Raw genomic sequence first — 14,228 nt, forward strand, 5'->3', positions numbered from 1 at the left:
TGTGCAGCGGGACGCCGAGCTGGGCGCGAGCGCGGTCGACCAGGCCCGCGCCCAGGAAGGAGTCGAGGCCGTAGTCGAAGAAGGGGCGCTGGGGATCGAGGGCCTCGGCCTCGAGCTCGAGGGCCTCGGACATGAGCGCGGAGAGCTCGAGGATCACGCGGGCGACGAGGGCCTCGTCGAGCTCGCGGGTGTCCGCGCGCTCGGGGGCGGCGGCTCGCTCCCAGCGCTTGGGGACTTCGGCGTGCTCGCGGGCGGGCGCGCGGCCGCGGGTTGCGACCAGCAGGGTCTGGAAGCCGCTGGCGCCCTCGTCGAGGACGCGCACGCGCTCGACCGCAGAGAAGCCCGCGTCGCGCAGCAGCGCCCGCCAGCCCTCGGGGGAGACCAGCGGCCCGCCGGGCAGGCGGCGCTCGCCGTCTTCGAAGCACCACCAGCCGTCGAGCAGGCCAAAGGTCACGTCGAGGAAGGCGTGGAGCTGGGTGGCCTCGAGGAGCACGAGGCGCCCGCCGGGGCGCAGCAAGGCGGCGACGTGGTCGAGGGTCCGCGCGAGGTCGTGGGTCGCGTGGAGCACGTTCGAGGCGAACACCAGGTCGTAGGCGCCGAGGGCGTAGCCCTGGCCCGAGGGCGCGCGCTCGATGTCGAGGCGGCCGAAGTCGAGGTTGGGGTGGCGCGGCCCGAAGCGGCGCTCGGCCTCGCGGGTGAGCCCGGCGGAGACGTCGGTGCAGGCGTAGCGCAGGCGCTCGGCCCAGGGCTCGAGGGCGCGGAGGATCGGGCCGGTGCTGCCGCCCGTGCCCGCGCCGACCTCGAGCAGGCGCAGCTGCCCGGGGGCCTCGCTGGCGGCGACGAAGTCACAGGCGATCGCGGCCGCGGCCGCGTGGAAGGGGGCGGACAGGGCGTTGGCGCCGTAGACCGCGGCCACGGCCTCGAGCGAGGCGCTGGGGAAGAGGACCTCGAGGGGATCGACGACGCCGCGCAGGACCTCGAAGAGGCGCGCGCAGGTCCGCTCGGCCAGACGCAGGTGAGGGGCGATCGCGGCTTTGACCTCGGCGTCGAGCTGGCCGTGCGCGGGCGTGGACGCCCCGGCGCGCAGGTCCGTGGTCAGGCGGGCGAAGAGCGGGGCGTAGCGGGCCGCGACCCCAAACTCGCGGCGCAGGGCCTCGGCCTGGTCGTCGATCTGGTCGCGGATCTGGACGCCGTCGAGGTCGACGCCCTCGGCGACGAAGGCCCCGCGGATCAGCGCCACGCAGCGGCGCTCGAGGGCCTCGACGGCGGCGCCGAGCTGCGGGCCGGAGAGCTCGGGGGGCGGGGTCTGGAGAGTCGGGGCCCCGCTGGTGGACTGGCTGGTGGACTGGGGCAGCCCAGGCCAGGCGACCTCGACCCCGCCGAGGGTCGCGAGCGCCTCGCCGTGTGCGTCGACGATGGTCAGGGCGTAGCGCTGCCCGCTGCGCTCGGCGAGCACGAAGGCCGCGGCTTGGGGCTGCGCTCCAGGCAGCCAGTCGAGCGCCTCGACGCCGCGGATCATCCCCGCCTGGGCGCCCTCGGGGCGCAGCGCGGCGAGCAGCGTGAAGGCGGCCTCGAGCGCGGGGACGGGCGAGCGCCAGTCGGCCGCGCCCTCGAGGCTGGCGAGGGCCCAGGCGTCTGCGATCCACACCCTGCTCAGGGCCGCGCGCGCGGGCTCGAACTCGACGATGGCCGCGACCTCGGCGTGGAGCGCCGCGCCGGCTTGGCTGCGCTGCGCTCGCTCGCGCAGGAAGCTCAGGGGGAGGGCCGCTGGTGGGTCTGCGTGGGGGGTCGGGAAAAGCCGTGCGCTGATCGGCGCGGGTCCGGACTCGGGCTCGGACTCGGACTCGGACACATCGGGGCTCGTCCGCAGCTCGAGCGTGCGCTCGTCTCCTCGCTGGCTGAGCTCCGCGCGCAGCTCGACGGGCCCCTCGCCGACGAGGGCCGGGCGCAGGAAGCTGGCCGCGACTCGCAGCGGTCGCCCAGGCTCGAGCTCGGCGGCGATCTCGAGCAGGACGCACAGGGCCGTCGAGGCCGAGAGCATCGACGCGCCGGCGAAGCTGTGGATCGCCAGGCGCTCGTCGCCGCGAGCCAGGCGACGGCCGAGCTGCGCGGGCGCGGCCTGGCCCTCGCTGGCCGCGATCCGACGGCCGCCGCGACGGTCGAACCAATGCTGGCGCCCGCCAAAGGCGTAGCCGGGGATCGAGGTCCACTGCGGCGCGCAGCCTGACCACGCGCTGCGCCAGTCGAGCGCGTCGCCAGCGACCCAGCGCCGGGCGAGGGCGTCGGCGGACAGCCCCGCGCAGTCGACCTCAGGCGCCCCAGAGGTCCGCTCGCGGGCGCCGGCGCCCTGGGCTTCGTGGACCTGGCCGAGGTAGACGCCGGCCGGCGCCGCGCCGGCGCGGGCCCAGGCGCGCAGACCCTCGAGCCACTCGCCGCGGCTGCGCCCGACGACGGCCAGGCGATGCGGCCAGGCGTCGCGGCCGAGCTGCGCGGTGTAGGCGATCTCTGCCTGGGCGGGCGGGCGCGGGGCCACGCCCTGCTCGAGGTAGGCGCGAGCCTGAGCCTCGGCGCGCTCGAGGAAGACGATCATCGCCTCGACCTGGGCGCGCAGGCCCTCGCCGCTGCGCGAGGAGATCACGAGGGGGCGCGGGGCGTCGGGGAGCGAGGCGCCCGGCGCCGGGGCAGGGGGCTCCTCGACGATCACGTGGGCGTTCGCGCCGCCATAGCTGAACGCGCTGACGCCCGCGCGGCGCGGACGATCACCGCGCGGCCACGGCTGCGGCTGGGTCAGCAGGCGCAGGCCAGGCCCGAGCTCGAGCGCGGGGTTTGGGCGATCGTGGCCCGCCGTGGGCGGCAGCCGATCGCCGCGCAGGGCGAGCACGACCTTGAGCAGCGCGGCCATGCCCGAGGCCGTCTCGAGGCTCCCGAGGTTGCTCTTGACCGAGCCGATCGTGCAGGGCTGCGTGGCCGAGGCGCCGAGCCCCGCCGCGCGCAGGGCCGCGATCTCGACGGCGTCTCCGCCCGGCGAGCCGATGCCGTAGGCCTCGACATAGTCGATCTCGCTGGCCGAGACGCCGGCGCGGGCCTGGGCCGAGGCGATGACCTCGGTCCACGCCTCGAGCTGGGGCGCGGTGAGGCTTGGGCTGCGTCCGCTGTGCCCCGTGGCCGCGCCGCGGATCAGCGCGTGGATGCGATCGCCGTCGGCGAGGGCCGCGGTCAGCGGCTTGAGGATCATCGCGCCGACGCCCTCGCCACGCACGAAGCCGTCGGCCTCGGCGGAAAAAGACGCGCAGCGACCTCGCTGGCTGACCATGCCCGCCCGGGCAAAGGAGGCCTGCACGCGATCGTGGAGCACGAGGTTCACGCCCCCGACGAGGGCGAGCTCGCAGGCCCCCGAGCGCAGGGCGTCGACGGCCCGGGAGACGGCCACCAGCGCGCTCGCGCAGGCGTTGTCGACGGGTTCGCTGGGCCCGCGCAGGCCGAGCAGCCAGGACACGCGGTTGGGCAGCAGCGCGCGGGCGAGGCCCGTGGCCAGCAGGGGATCGCCGGGGGTCCGCGCGGCGACGATGAGGTCGTTGTAGTCGTGGGTAGCGACGCCCACGAACACGCCGGTGCGCGAGCCGACCAGCTGCCTGGGGGGCAGGCAGGCGTCCTCGAAGGCGTGCCAGGCGACCTCGAGGAAGAGGCGCTGCTGGGGATCCATGAGCCGCGCCTCGCGAGGCGAGATCCCGAAGAAAGCGGCGTCGAAGCGGGCGACGTCCGCCAAGAACCCACCGCTGGCGCCACGCGGGTCGCCGTCGAGGATCGCGAAGGTCCCCGCCTCGCGCCGCGCCTGCGGGACGCGGCCGGTGGCGCGCTGCCCCGAGAGCATCAGGCGCCAAAAGGCGTCGAGGTCATCCTCGGCGCCGGGCATGCGGCCGGCGATCCCGATGATCGCGGCGGGCTCGTCGAGGGCGAGGCTGGGCGAAGGGCTGGGCCGGATCGCGGGCGTGGGTCGAGCACGCTGCTCGTCCTGCTCGTCCTGCTCGTCAACGAGTGAACGGAGCACGACCCTGTCGAAGACCTGGGGCTCGGGGCGATCCTCTATAGTCTCGTCGACGGCGGCACCCTTGCCCGCGGGACTGCCCGCAGGACTGCCCGCAGGGGTGCCCGCGGGCGACTCGGCGATCCGCTCGATGAGCATGTCGAGGAGGGAGCCGAGGTCGTGGTGTTCGAAGAAGATCGTGGGGGGAAGCTCGAGCCCAAAGCGCTGCTGGAGGCGCGCCGCGAAGTCGGCCGCCATCACCGAGGTGAAGCCATAGTCGGAGATCGGCCGGCGCAGGTGCAGGGCCTCGCGCTCGATCTCGAGGAGCCCCGCCGCGAGGCCGATGAGCTCGTCCACGAGGGCCTGGCGCCCACCCGAAGCCGGGATCGGAGGCGAGGCGGTGGCGCTCGAGGGGGAGGGGGAGGGAGATGGCGAGCCGTCGAGGAGCGCCTCGACGGCCGCGATCGCCTCGTCGTCGCCGATATCACCCGCGGTGACGCGCTCGAGCAGCGCGCTCAGTTCATTGTTCTCGATCACGAGTAGTCCTTGGGCGTGGGGCGTGAGCCCCGAGCCGGGGAGGCTCGGGTTAATGTAAATGTTAAATTCGAACTTTGCAGTCGATGCGGCTGCGTTCGCGCTCGGTGCCATGCGGTCGGGCCGGAGCGCTGTATTTAATGTTCACTGATCGTTAGATCGAGGTGTCCACCAACCTCACCCGATTTTCCGGGCGGGCTGGGTTTTTCTCATATGTTTAATTGTGCTCAGGCTTGCCCGAGCGACGCGGGGAGGCGCTCGTCGAGATCGCGGAACCCATAGGCTCGCGCGAGTTCTGCGACGACGAGGGTCTCGCCGCTGAATCGCATTCGCTCTTCGTCGCGAGCGAGGGCGACGACTGCTCGGCCTGTCAGTGCAGGTGTCTCCACGAGCCCCGACTGCCTCATTTCGTCCGCGAAGTGGGCGAGCTCTGTCTCGACAATGCCAGGGTAGAGTGACACCGCGCTGACGTCGTAGTCGCGAAGCTCGGCCGCGAGACCCTGGGCGAGGCGATCGACCCCTGCCTTGGTCACCCCGTAGGGGAGGGTGAAGAGGTCTCGCTGCGCGCCCCAGGATGAAATGTTGACAATCAACCCGCCTGGTCGACGGATCATGATTGGCGCGGCGTAGTAGCTCGCCACATAGTGGGAGCGCAACCCGACGCGCTGCATTGTGTCCCAGATCCCCACAGGGGTGCGCCAGAACTTGCGTTTGAGGACCTCCGGCCCGAGAGCCGGATCGAGGGCCGGGTTCGCGTAGACATTGTTCACGAGCAGGTCGAGCCGGCCGTAGCGCCGATCGATGGACTCGAGCAGGGCCCGGACCTGGGCGTCGTCGGCGTGGTCGACAGCGAAGCCTTCGCACAGCCCCCCAGTGTTCCGAATCGTAGCGATCGTCGCTCGCAGTGAGCCCGGGCGATCACCGCGTGGATCGACGGTACGAGCCGTCACGATCACGGTTGCACCTGCCGCCGCGAGCTCGGTGGCGATGCCCTTGCCCAAACCTCGGCTCGCGCCCGTGACCAGGGCTACCCTCCCACGCAACATCATCATCCCCGCAGCCGGCGGACATGTTACACGAGTCCTCTGTTGCGATCCAGCGCGTTGATCGCTATCGTCGCGACGTCGTCGGAGAGGCGGCGAGGAAAAGTGTCATATTCTTGGGGTGTGGATGCCATGGTGCGAATTGCCATCTTCCCTGGTCAGGGATCTCAATTCAAAGGTATGGGGAGGGAGCTGTTCGAGGCCTACCCCTCGCTCGTCGCCGAGGCGAACGAGATTCTCGGGTATGACGTGCGAGAGCTGTGCTTGGAGGACCCCAAGCGTGTTCTCAACGATACACAGTTCACACAGCCAGCAGTCTTCGTGGTGACGGCGCTCGCGTGGCTGCGCTGGCGTGAACGCAACGCGAGCGACCCGATCGCCGTCGCAGGCCACAGTCTGGGCGAATATGCAGCTTTGATGGCCGCTGGGGTGTTCGACTTCCGAACCGCGCTCACGCTCGTGCGTACCCGCGGCCGGCTGATGGCGGAGGCCGGTGGGGGCGCGATGGCGGCGGTACTGGGGATGTCGGCCGAGGCCATCGAGGCGCGGCTGCGGGACGCGAAGCGCGATGATCTTCATGTCGCGAACCTCAACACGAGCGAGCAGACCGTCGTCGCTGGGCCCACGCAGGCCATCGAGGACGCGGCGGTCCTCTTCGAAGGGGACCCTGGTGTTCGATACATTCGCCTCAAGGTCAGTGCCGCTTTTCACACGCCGGCGATGGAGCCCGCGCGTCAGGCCTTCGCCCGGACCTTGCGCGAGGTCAGCCCCCGTCCGCCGCGCTTCCCGGTGATCGCGAATTTGACGGCCAGCCCCTATCCAGAGGACCCTGAGGACATTCGCGAGGTCCTCGCGGCGCAGATCTCCTGGCCGGTCCGCTGGTACGAGAGCGCGTCCAAGCTGCTCGGGTATCCAGGTGCAGAGATCGAAGAGATCGGGCCAGGAAATGCGTTGACTCGCATGATGGCACAGATCCGCGAACGACCCATGGATGTGGATATTTCGATTTGGACGGCGCAGTCGGAGTCGGAACCAAATCGGGAAACCGAGCCTGTCAGCGAGCCCGCGCTCCAATCTCCACCTTCACTTCGCAACTTTCAGCCCAAGCGCGCGCGAGAGCTCCCCGCGGGCGGGCGCGTGTTCGCCTACACGGGGCACGGCTCCCAGTACTACCGCATGGGCGAGGCCCTCTATCGCGAGCACCCGGGCTACCGCGCGGCGGTCGACGCCTGCTTCGAGGTCGCCGACGCGAAGCTTCCCCGGCCCTTGGGCCGGGTGATGTTCGAGGACTATCGGCCCTTCGATCCTTTCGAGCGCCTGCGCTTCTCCACCCCCGCGCTGGTCAGCCTGGGAGTGGGGCTGAGCGCGGTGATGCGTGAGCGCGGGGTGGCCCCGGACGCCACGCTGGGCTACGGCCTGGGCGAGTGGCTCGCCGCCGTCGCGGCCGGGGCCTTGAGCTGGCGCGACGCCCTCGAGCTCAGCCTCGAGCTCGCCACCTTGATCGAGGAGCGCGTCGCCCCGGGGGCGATGCTCGCGGTCTTCGACGAGCCCGCCGTGTTCGCGCGCGAGCCCGAGTGCTTCGAGGGCTGCACGCTGGCGGGGATCGACTTCTCTCGCCACTTCATCGTCTCGGGTCCGCCGGCCGCGATCGAGGCGGCGGCCGCGGCGGCGCGCGAGCGCGAGCGCATCACCCAGCCCCTGCCCATGCTCCACGCGCTGCATGGCCCGGCCCTCGACGCCGTGGAGGCGCCCTTCTTGGCGCGGGCCCGGGCCGTGAGCCTGCGCCCCCTCGCGCTGCCCATGTACTCGCCCTCGCGCCGGGCTTGGCTCGAGCGCGTCGACGCAGCGCTGCTGTGGGAGGCCGTGAGGGCCCCCGTGCACTTCCTGGACGCCATCGAGGCCGTGCGCCGGCGCGGCGGCCTGCTCGTCGACCTGGGCCCCTCTGGGACCTTGGCGGGCTTCGTGCGCCACCACCTCGACGACCGCGGCTGCTCGCTCGCGGCGCTCAACCGCTTCGCCCGCGGCCCGGCCTCGCTCGAGCAGCTGCTGCGCCAGCTCGAGGGCGACGCCCAGCACAGCCAGCAGCGGGTGTCGGCGTGAGGGGGGCCATCGACCTGCGGGAGGGCGCCGAGGAGGCCCCGGCGCCCTGGGCCAGCTACAGCCTGGGCATGCCGCAGCTGCTGATCGGCGGGCTCTCGGAGCGCTGGCTGTTCAAGGAGTGCGGCGCGCAGCACTGGCGGATGCTCTGCGAGGACCTCGGGGTGGTCTCGAGCGCGGTGGTCGACGGCGAGGGCGAGCGCCTCTACTCCACCTTCTTGCGCGTGCGCTTCGAGAGCAGCGGCCTGCTCGCCTTCGCCGAGAACGACCACGTCACCCTCGAGGGCGCGCTGAGCCGCTTTCGGGACAAGCGCTTCTTCTCCTCGCAGACCCTTCGCGGGCCGCGTGAGCAGGCCGTGGCGCGGGTGGACATGGCCACGGTCTTCGTCAGCCGGTCGAGCAACAACAAGAGCCTCAGCCGCGCGACGCCCGAGGCCATCGCCCGCTCTCGGGCGCTGGAGTACCGCGTCACGCCGCCCTTCAGCGCTGGCTACCGCAAGCTCAAGGTCGCCGCCTTCGAGCCCTCACAGCCCAGCGCGGCGCCCGGGGTGACGCTCCTGGGCTACAGCTTCCCGGCGCCGGGGGAGCTCGCGCGCCTCGACTACGCGGTCTGCCCCTACACCGACCTCAACGGGGTCGGGCTGCTCTACTTCGCGTCCTACCCGCGGATCAGCGACATCTGCGAGCGCCGCTTCATGACCAGCCTGGGCGTCGACGCCGACTGGGCGCTGGTCAGCACGCCCGTCGCCCGCGACGTGTTCTACTACGGCAACGTCGACTCGGGCGATCTCGTCCACTATCGCCTGCGCAGCCTGAGCGTGGCGCTGGACGCCGATCGCAACACCAGTGGGTATGGGGGCGGGGGCGTGGTCCGGCTGTGGTCGACGCTGACCCGCGCCGACGACAGCCCGATCGCCGACCTCTTCACGGTCAAGCGGATCCACGGCCAGGCCGAGCGGATCTACGAGCGGCTGGCCGCGGCCGGCGTCGGCGGACAGGAGGGAGCGCCATGACCGAGCCCGAGCCCAAACCCGAGCCCGATACCAAACCCGAGCCCGATACCAAGCTCGAGCCCGCGCTCAGGCGCGGCCACGCGATCGTCGTGGGCGGCAGCGTGGCCGGCCTGGTGACCGCGCGCGTGCTCGCCGAGCGCTTCGAACGCGTCACGGTGCTCGAGCGCGATCGCTACCCGGACTCGCCCCAGCCCCGCCGGGGGGTCCCCCAGTCGCACCACATTCACTTCGTGCTCGCCGGGGGCCGAGAGCGCCTCGAGCAGCTCTTCCCGCGCCTGGCCGCGGACATGCGCGCCGCGGGGGCGGTGAAGTTCGACTACGCCCGCGACACCTTCATCCGCTCGCAGCACGGCCGGCTCCAGCAGTTCGACTCCGAGCTCGAGATCTACGGCTGCAGCCGGCCGCTGATCGACTGGCTGCTGGTCGGCTACATCCGTGACGACCCGCGCATCGAGCTGCGCGATGGGGCCGCAGTCGAGCAGCTGATCGTCGAGGACGATCGCGTGCGCGGGGTCCAGCTCGCCGACGCCGGGGGCGAAGACGGTGGTGGCGAGCGCCTCGAGGGCGAGCTCGTGGTCGACGCGACCGGCCGGCGGGCCATGTCCACGAAGTGGCTCGAGCAGCTCGGCTACGAGCCGCCGGCCCTGCGCGCGGTGTCCTCGAACCTGGGCTACGCCTGCCGACAGTACGCGCGCGAGCCCGACGAGACGCGGGGCTGGGCCATGGCCAGCACGATCCCCCAGGCCCCGCACTGGTCGCGCAGCGCCGCGGTCGTGCCCATCGAGGGCGGGCGCTGGCTGGCGATGCTCGCCTCCGTCGGCGAGGACCGACCGACCGACGACGACGAGGCCTTCGTGCCCTTCGCCGCGAGCCTGGGCCACCCCGAGCTTCACCAGCTGCTGTCCTCGGCCACGCCGCTGACCCCGGTGACCATCAGCCGGACATCCCGGACGCAGCTGCGCGGCTGGCAGCGGGCGCGGCTGCCCAGCGGCCTGGTCGCGGTCGGCGACGCTGTCGCTGCCTTCAACCCGATCTACGGCCAGGGCATCACCTTGGCCACGCTGGGCGCCCTCACCCTGGGCGAGGAGATCGACCGCCAGCGCGCGCGCAGGGGCGACCTCTCGCGCCTGTCTCGGGCCTATCACCGCCGCCTCCACCGCCTCGTGCGGATCCCCTTCCTGACGGTCGGAGGCCTCGACGCGAGCTGGCCCGAGGCGAGCGGGGTCGAGGCCCTCGGGGTCTACGGCAAGCTGATGCGCAGCCGGATCGGCCGCTACTTCGTGGCCTCGGGCAACGCGAAGATGCACCGGATCAGCGGCGACCCCAAGGCGATGCAGGCGGTCCTGCGCATCGCCCACTTCACGGGTTCACCGTGGGCGCTGCTGCGGCCACAGATGATGTTTCGGCTCGCGCGTCAGCTCTATTTTCGTCGCCCGCCCTCGCTCGAGGCTCAAAGCGGGCGCGCGGAGCCGGGCGAGAGCACCGTGACCTCGACGCCGGGGTAGCGGTCGCGCACGGCCTCCTCGAATTCACCGAGCGAGGCCCGCTGGACGCCGATGCGCCCCTCGATCGCCATGCGCCCCTTGTAGAGCACGAGCTGGCTGGGCGCGAGGATCGACACCCCGCGGACGAGCTCCTCGACATAGTCGGCGTTGGCCGAGCAGACCACGAGGTCGACGCCACCCGAGGCGATCGTGCGAATGTCCGACCAATTGGTCTTGGGGTGTAGCGCGCAGCCGAGGTGGGCAATTCGCCGCCCGGCCATCTCGATCACGAAGGCCAGGCCGTCCGCGTGCTGGGGGGTCCTGCGCAGGGTCGCCCCCAGGCGAGTGATGTCCTCGGGCCGACGCAGGAAGTCGAGCCACAGCTGCTGAAGGCGCCACGGCTCGACGCGATAGCCCGTGAGCCGAAGCCGGCCGTTATTGGCCGACTCCTGGTCCTCGAGCCCGATGAAGTGGTGTTTGTTCAGGTGCCGAGTGCCGTATTTGCGCTCGATGTGCTCCCAGATCGCGCGACAAATGTCGACACTCGCCACGAGCTGGGGATCGTGGCCGAGGAGGACGTCAATGGCGTCACAATAGTGATCGAAGTCGCCAGAGGTCACCGCCACGATGTCGCAGCGATCGACGACTCCGCTACCGACCCACGCGCCCCTGCGGTAGCGGGAGAACGCTGGGTCCATGAAGAGTGACGTGCCGAGAGTACGGTACTCGAAGAAAGAGTACCGATGATAGCGGAGTTCGGCCGTGCTCACGCCTCGTCGGGGTCGTAGTCGCGCTCGTCGCGGTAGGCGTCACGGACCTGGCGTGGAATCTCCGAGGCGTGCTCGAAGCCGTCCCACAGCGCGTTGGTCACGTTCTTGCCCATGTCGAAGATCCAGTGGTTGTCGTTGTCTTCGACGGACTCTTCGTAGCGCTCGCGATAGCTCGACAGGATCTCCGAGAGGACGTCCGCCTGGGCGCCGACGAGGGTCATGCTGGCCTCGTGGATGGCCGAGAGCACGCCGCCGCGGCCGTGCTTGTCGGTGCTGTGCCTGCGCTTGCGATCGCTCTCGCGCTTGTCCTTGTCGGCCTTGGCCTTGGCCTTGGCCTTGCGCCCGCCCTTGCGAGCTTTCTTGCCGTCGTCGTGAGACTTGCGCTTGTCCGTGATATCTCGATCGGGCTGGGTTTCGTGCACGAGGATCGGGTTCGTGCTCGCTTCGACGTGTGCTTCTGCCATTGTTCTCCTCCGCCGCGAACCACGCTAGACTACCCGAGGCTGATGGTCAATCTCGATGAGTGAGGGTGTGATGTTTCATGCCGAAGACGTGCGCCAGTCGGTGGCTGAATCTCCGTGGTTCTTGCGGCCATGGAAGCCGGCGATCGCGTCGCTTCAACTGTTCTGTTTCCCCTACGCCGGGAAGGGGGGAACCATGTTCGTGTCTTGGGTTCGCGAGCTGCGTCACCACCTCGACGTCGTGCCAATTCAGTTACCCGGCCGTGACGGTCGCAAGCACGAGGCGCTGACCCAAAACCTCGACGAGCTCGTCGATGAGATCGCGCGGGCGATGCAGCCCCGCCTCGCGCGTCCCTACGCGGTATTCGGCCACAGCATGGGAAGTTTGCTGGCCTTCGAGGTGTGCAGGCGGCTCCAGGAACTCGGCGCGCCACCTCCGGTGCAGCTCTTCGTTTCGGGCCGCCGCGCGCCCCAGGCGGTCGTCAACCCTGTCACGGAGGGGCTCGACGACGCGAGCTTCGTTCACATGATTCAGTCACGCTTTGGCGGCATTCCCGACCAGCTCATGCGTGATGAAGAATTGTTGAAATTCTTCGTGCCGACATTGCGCGCGGACTTTCAGCTGCTCAACGCCTATTCCTACCGGCCTGGGCCGCGCCTGAGCTGTCCGGTGCACGCATTTGGAGGGCGAGAGGATCGCTGCGTGACGCCCGAGGAGCTGCGCGCCTGGGGAGAGCAGACGCGGGGGGAGTTCTCGGTCCAGAGCTTCCCCGGGGGACACTTTTATCTGCATGACGAGCAGCCGGCCCTGCTGCGGACAATTGTCCGCAGGATCACACTGTGAATATCATTCAGGTGAGGATCTGACACCAAGTCAGCGCTTGCGGATGGCTCGGTGCGCCGACCAGGCGAGGTAGAGGGCGACCAGCCCGAGGATCAGGCACAGCGCTGGGCTCGTGCTCGGGACGCGCTCGACCAGCCCCGACACGGCGCCCTCGGGGGAGAACAGCCGCGACCACGTCGCTGGGCGGTGCTGGGCGTAGTAGACGGCCAGCATGAAGATGGCCGCGGACGTCAGGAGCAGGCGGGCGTGGCGGAGCAGCCACTGCACGAAGACCTGGGCCGAGCTGGGCTTGGGCCTGCTGTACTCGAAGGAGCTCGCGCGTAGCTGCGGGAGGAAGAGCGGCGCATAGTCCATGATCCGCAGGGGCAGGGTCGCCAGATCCTTAATAGAGGATTTGATCCGCCTGCGGATGAAGCCGCGGTAGTAGCCCTCGAGGAGGTCGGGATAGTTGACCTCGGGGTAGATGGCGTTGAGTGTCATGTCGAGGGTGCTGTAGGTCCGGCCGAGCTTGAGGATGCTCCAGTTGGACTCGAAGCCGTACTTGATCATGATCTGGCCGATCTCCTCGGAGGAGCTCGACAAGGACCGCTTCTCGACGCCGATGCTGGTTTGACGCGTGCGCGCTCGCCAGTTCCGCAGGCTGGTCATGATCTCTCGCCGGACACGATTAATCTCGATGTCTGGGGGGAGCGGCTTGGAGATCCACAGCATCAGGTCCGCGGCCTCACCAATATTTCCCATGGCGATGGCGGTGAGATAGAGCCGATAGACCGAGGTGAATTCGGCGTCGAAGGAGCCGACGGTGCCAAAGTCGAGCAGCGCCACGCGGCTGTCGCGGAGCAGCATGATGTTGCCCGGGTGGAGGTCGCCGTGGCAGACGTTGTCCTCGAACATCTGGCGCAGCAGCGAGCTGCACAGGACCCTGGCGACCTCGCGGCGATCGATGTCGTTCTCGTCGAGCCAGGCCTCGGCGCGGGCGGGGTCGACTCGCTGCATGCGGATGTATTCGGCGATGGTCACGCCGGGGATGAACTCCATGACCAGCACCCGGCGCCCGCTGTACTCGGGGAAGGGTTTGGGTACATAGATGCCGTGGGCGGCGAGGGTCACCCGCATCTGCTCGATGGCCGCGAGCTCGTGGGAATAGTCGAGTTCCTCCTCGATGAGGGTGTGGACCTCCTGGAGCATCTCGAGCCAATTGAAGGAGCGCCCGAGATCCAGGCGATCGAGCAGGGAAAACCACGCGCGCAGCCAGGCGAAGTCAATTTGGAACAGCCGGTCGGCGTTCGGCCGAAGGACTTTGATGGCCACCAAAGTACCATCGTGAAATTGCGCCTTGTGGACCTGGGCGAGGGATGCGGCGCCGATCGGCTCATCCTTGAAGTTGGCGAAGGCGGCGGTGATTGGGGCGCCTATCTGCGCCTCGATGATCTTGCGGGCGGTCGCGGTGTCGAAGGCCGAGACCCGGTCCTGGAGCTCGGTGAGCTCGTTACAAAACTCCTTGGAGAACACGTCGACGCGCATCGCCAGGAGCTGACCGAGCTTGAGCCACATGCCACCGAGGTGCTCGAAGTACTCGCGCACGATGGCGCCGCGCTTGCTGCTGCGCTCGCTGGCTGGGGCGAAGCCGGCGCTCACCAGCCGGGCGACCAGCCCGGCGGAGATCCACGCCAAGATCAGCGGCCGCAGCAGGGAGGCCCGGGCGGGGGGCTTGCGCTCGAAGCTTTGCTTTTTGACCACCAGGGGGGTCGGGATGAGCTTTGGATCGAGCACGACGTAGGCGGCCACTCTACTCGAATTGACCCACGAGGTGCCAGCACAGACCGGCGTCTGTGGGCTGGCCCCGACTGTACATATCGATAGTATCTCGAGTGATACATTTTGTATCGCTCGGAACCCGAGTTAAATATTTGGTTCGCGCGAGACTCTCTCGCGCCAGCGCTGGTATTCGGAGGTCG

General features: G+C 69.9%; 9 protein-coding genes (1 of these 9 only partly in view). 4 read left to right on the plus strand and 5 right to left on the minus strand.

Features of this window, described 5'->3' with window-relative positions:
• On the minus strand, positions 1-4,561 hold the 5' portion of the coding sequence (locus tag G6O69_RS22860; protein ID WP_172305633.1) for an SDR family NAD(P)-dependent oxidoreductase. Its footprint begins 13,940 nt before the window's first position; the window shows 4,561 of its 18,501 coding nt (coding positions 1-4,561); the start codon lies at positions 4,559-4,561; its stop codon lies off the left edge, out of view.
• A 224-nt stretch (positions 4,562-4,785) separates the two neighbouring features.
• A complete protein-coding gene (locus G6O69_RS22865) occupies positions 4,786-5,610 on the minus strand; it encodes an SDR family NAD(P)-dependent oxidoreductase (RefSeq protein WP_172305634.1) in 825 nt (274 codons plus the stop codon).
• Positions 5,611-5,733: 123 nt separating this feature from the next.
• Between G6O69_RS22865 and fabD the strand changes: the two genes are divergently transcribed.
• Genes fabD through G6O69_RS22880 form a run of 3 tightly spaced genes read left to right on the plus strand, consistent with a single transcriptional unit; the run spans position 5,734 to position 10,216 of the window.
• On the plus strand, positions 5,734-7,701 hold the full coding sequence (fabD, locus tag G6O69_RS22870; RefSeq protein ID WP_255215857.1) for an ACP S-malonyltransferase: 1,968 nt from the start codon (positions 5,734-5,736) through the stop codon (positions 7,699-7,701).
• Positions 7,698-8,711: a Pnap_2097 family protein gene (locus G6O69_RS22875; protein WP_172305636.1), complete on the plus strand. Its 1,014-nt coding sequence runs from the start codon at positions 7,698-7,700 to the stop codon at positions 8,709-8,711. Before fabD ends, G6O69_RS22875 begins: the two co-directional genes overlap by 4 nt.
• Positions 8,708-10,216 carry an FAD-dependent monooxygenase gene (locus G6O69_RS22880; protein WP_172305637.1) on the plus strand — a complete coding sequence of 503 codons (1,509 nt, stop codon included), beginning with the start codon at positions 8,708-8,710 and terminating at the stop codon, positions 10,214-10,216. The genes G6O69_RS22875 and G6O69_RS22880 overlap by 4 nt, the downstream gene beginning before the upstream one ends.
• Here the strand turns inward: G6O69_RS22880 and G6O69_RS22885 are convergent.
• Both G6O69_RS22885 and G6O69_RS22890 read right to left on the minus strand, forming a co-directional pair.
• Positions 10,162-10,965, minus strand: a complete 804-nt coding sequence (locus tag G6O69_RS22885; protein WP_172305638.1) for an MBL fold metallo-hydrolase — start codon at positions 10,963-10,965, stop codon at positions 10,162-10,164. The genes G6O69_RS22880 and G6O69_RS22885 overlap by 55 nt on opposite strands.
• Entirely contained in the window at positions 10,962-11,429 is a 468-nt protein-coding gene (locus G6O69_RS22890) for a hypothetical protein (protein ID WP_172305639.1), read from the minus strand. The genes G6O69_RS22885 and G6O69_RS22890 overlap by 4 nt, the downstream gene beginning before the upstream one ends.
• 70 nt (positions 11,430-11,499) lie before the next feature.
• On the opposite strand from G6O69_RS22890, the gene G6O69_RS22895 reads away from it, so the two are divergent.
• Entirely contained in the window at positions 11,500-12,270 is a 771-nt protein-coding gene (locus tag G6O69_RS22895; protein WP_255216490.1) for an alpha/beta fold hydrolase, read from the plus strand.
• Positions 12,271-12,300: 30 nt separating this feature from the next.
• On the opposite strand, the gene G6O69_RS22900 is transcribed toward G6O69_RS22895, so the two are convergent.
• On the minus strand, positions 12,301-14,058 hold the full coding sequence (locus tag G6O69_RS22900; protein WP_172305641.1) for an AarF/ABC1/UbiB kinase family protein: 1,758 nt from the start codon (positions 14,056-14,058) through the stop codon (positions 12,301-12,303).
• Between the last annotated feature and the right edge of the window lie 170 nt (positions 14,059-14,228).

The sequence above is a fragment of the Pseudenhygromyxa sp. WMMC2535 genome, from assembly GCF_011083025.2.

Bases quoted from the DNA above. Each gene is read 5' to 3' on its own strand.
- G6O69_RS22880 (WP_172305637.1), top strand. From the start codon at position 8,708: ATGACCGAGCCCGAGCCCAAACCCGAGCCCGATACCAAACCCGAGCCC.
- G6O69_RS22890 (WP_172305639.1), bottom strand. From the start codon at position 11,429: ATGGCAGAAGCACACGTCGAAGCGAGCACGAACCCGATCCTCGTGCAC.
- fabD (WP_255215857.1), top strand. From the start codon at position 5,734: ATGGTGCGAATTGCCATCTTCCCTGGTCAGGGATCTCAATTCAAAGGT.
- G6O69_RS22865 (WP_172305634.1), bottom strand. From the start codon at position 5,610: ATGATGATGTTGCGTGGGAGGGTAGCCCTGGTCACGGGCGCGAGCCGA.
- G6O69_RS22895 (WP_255216490.1), top strand. From the start codon at position 11,500: ATGTTTCATGCCGAAGACGTGCGCCAGTCGGTGGCTGAATCTCCGTGG.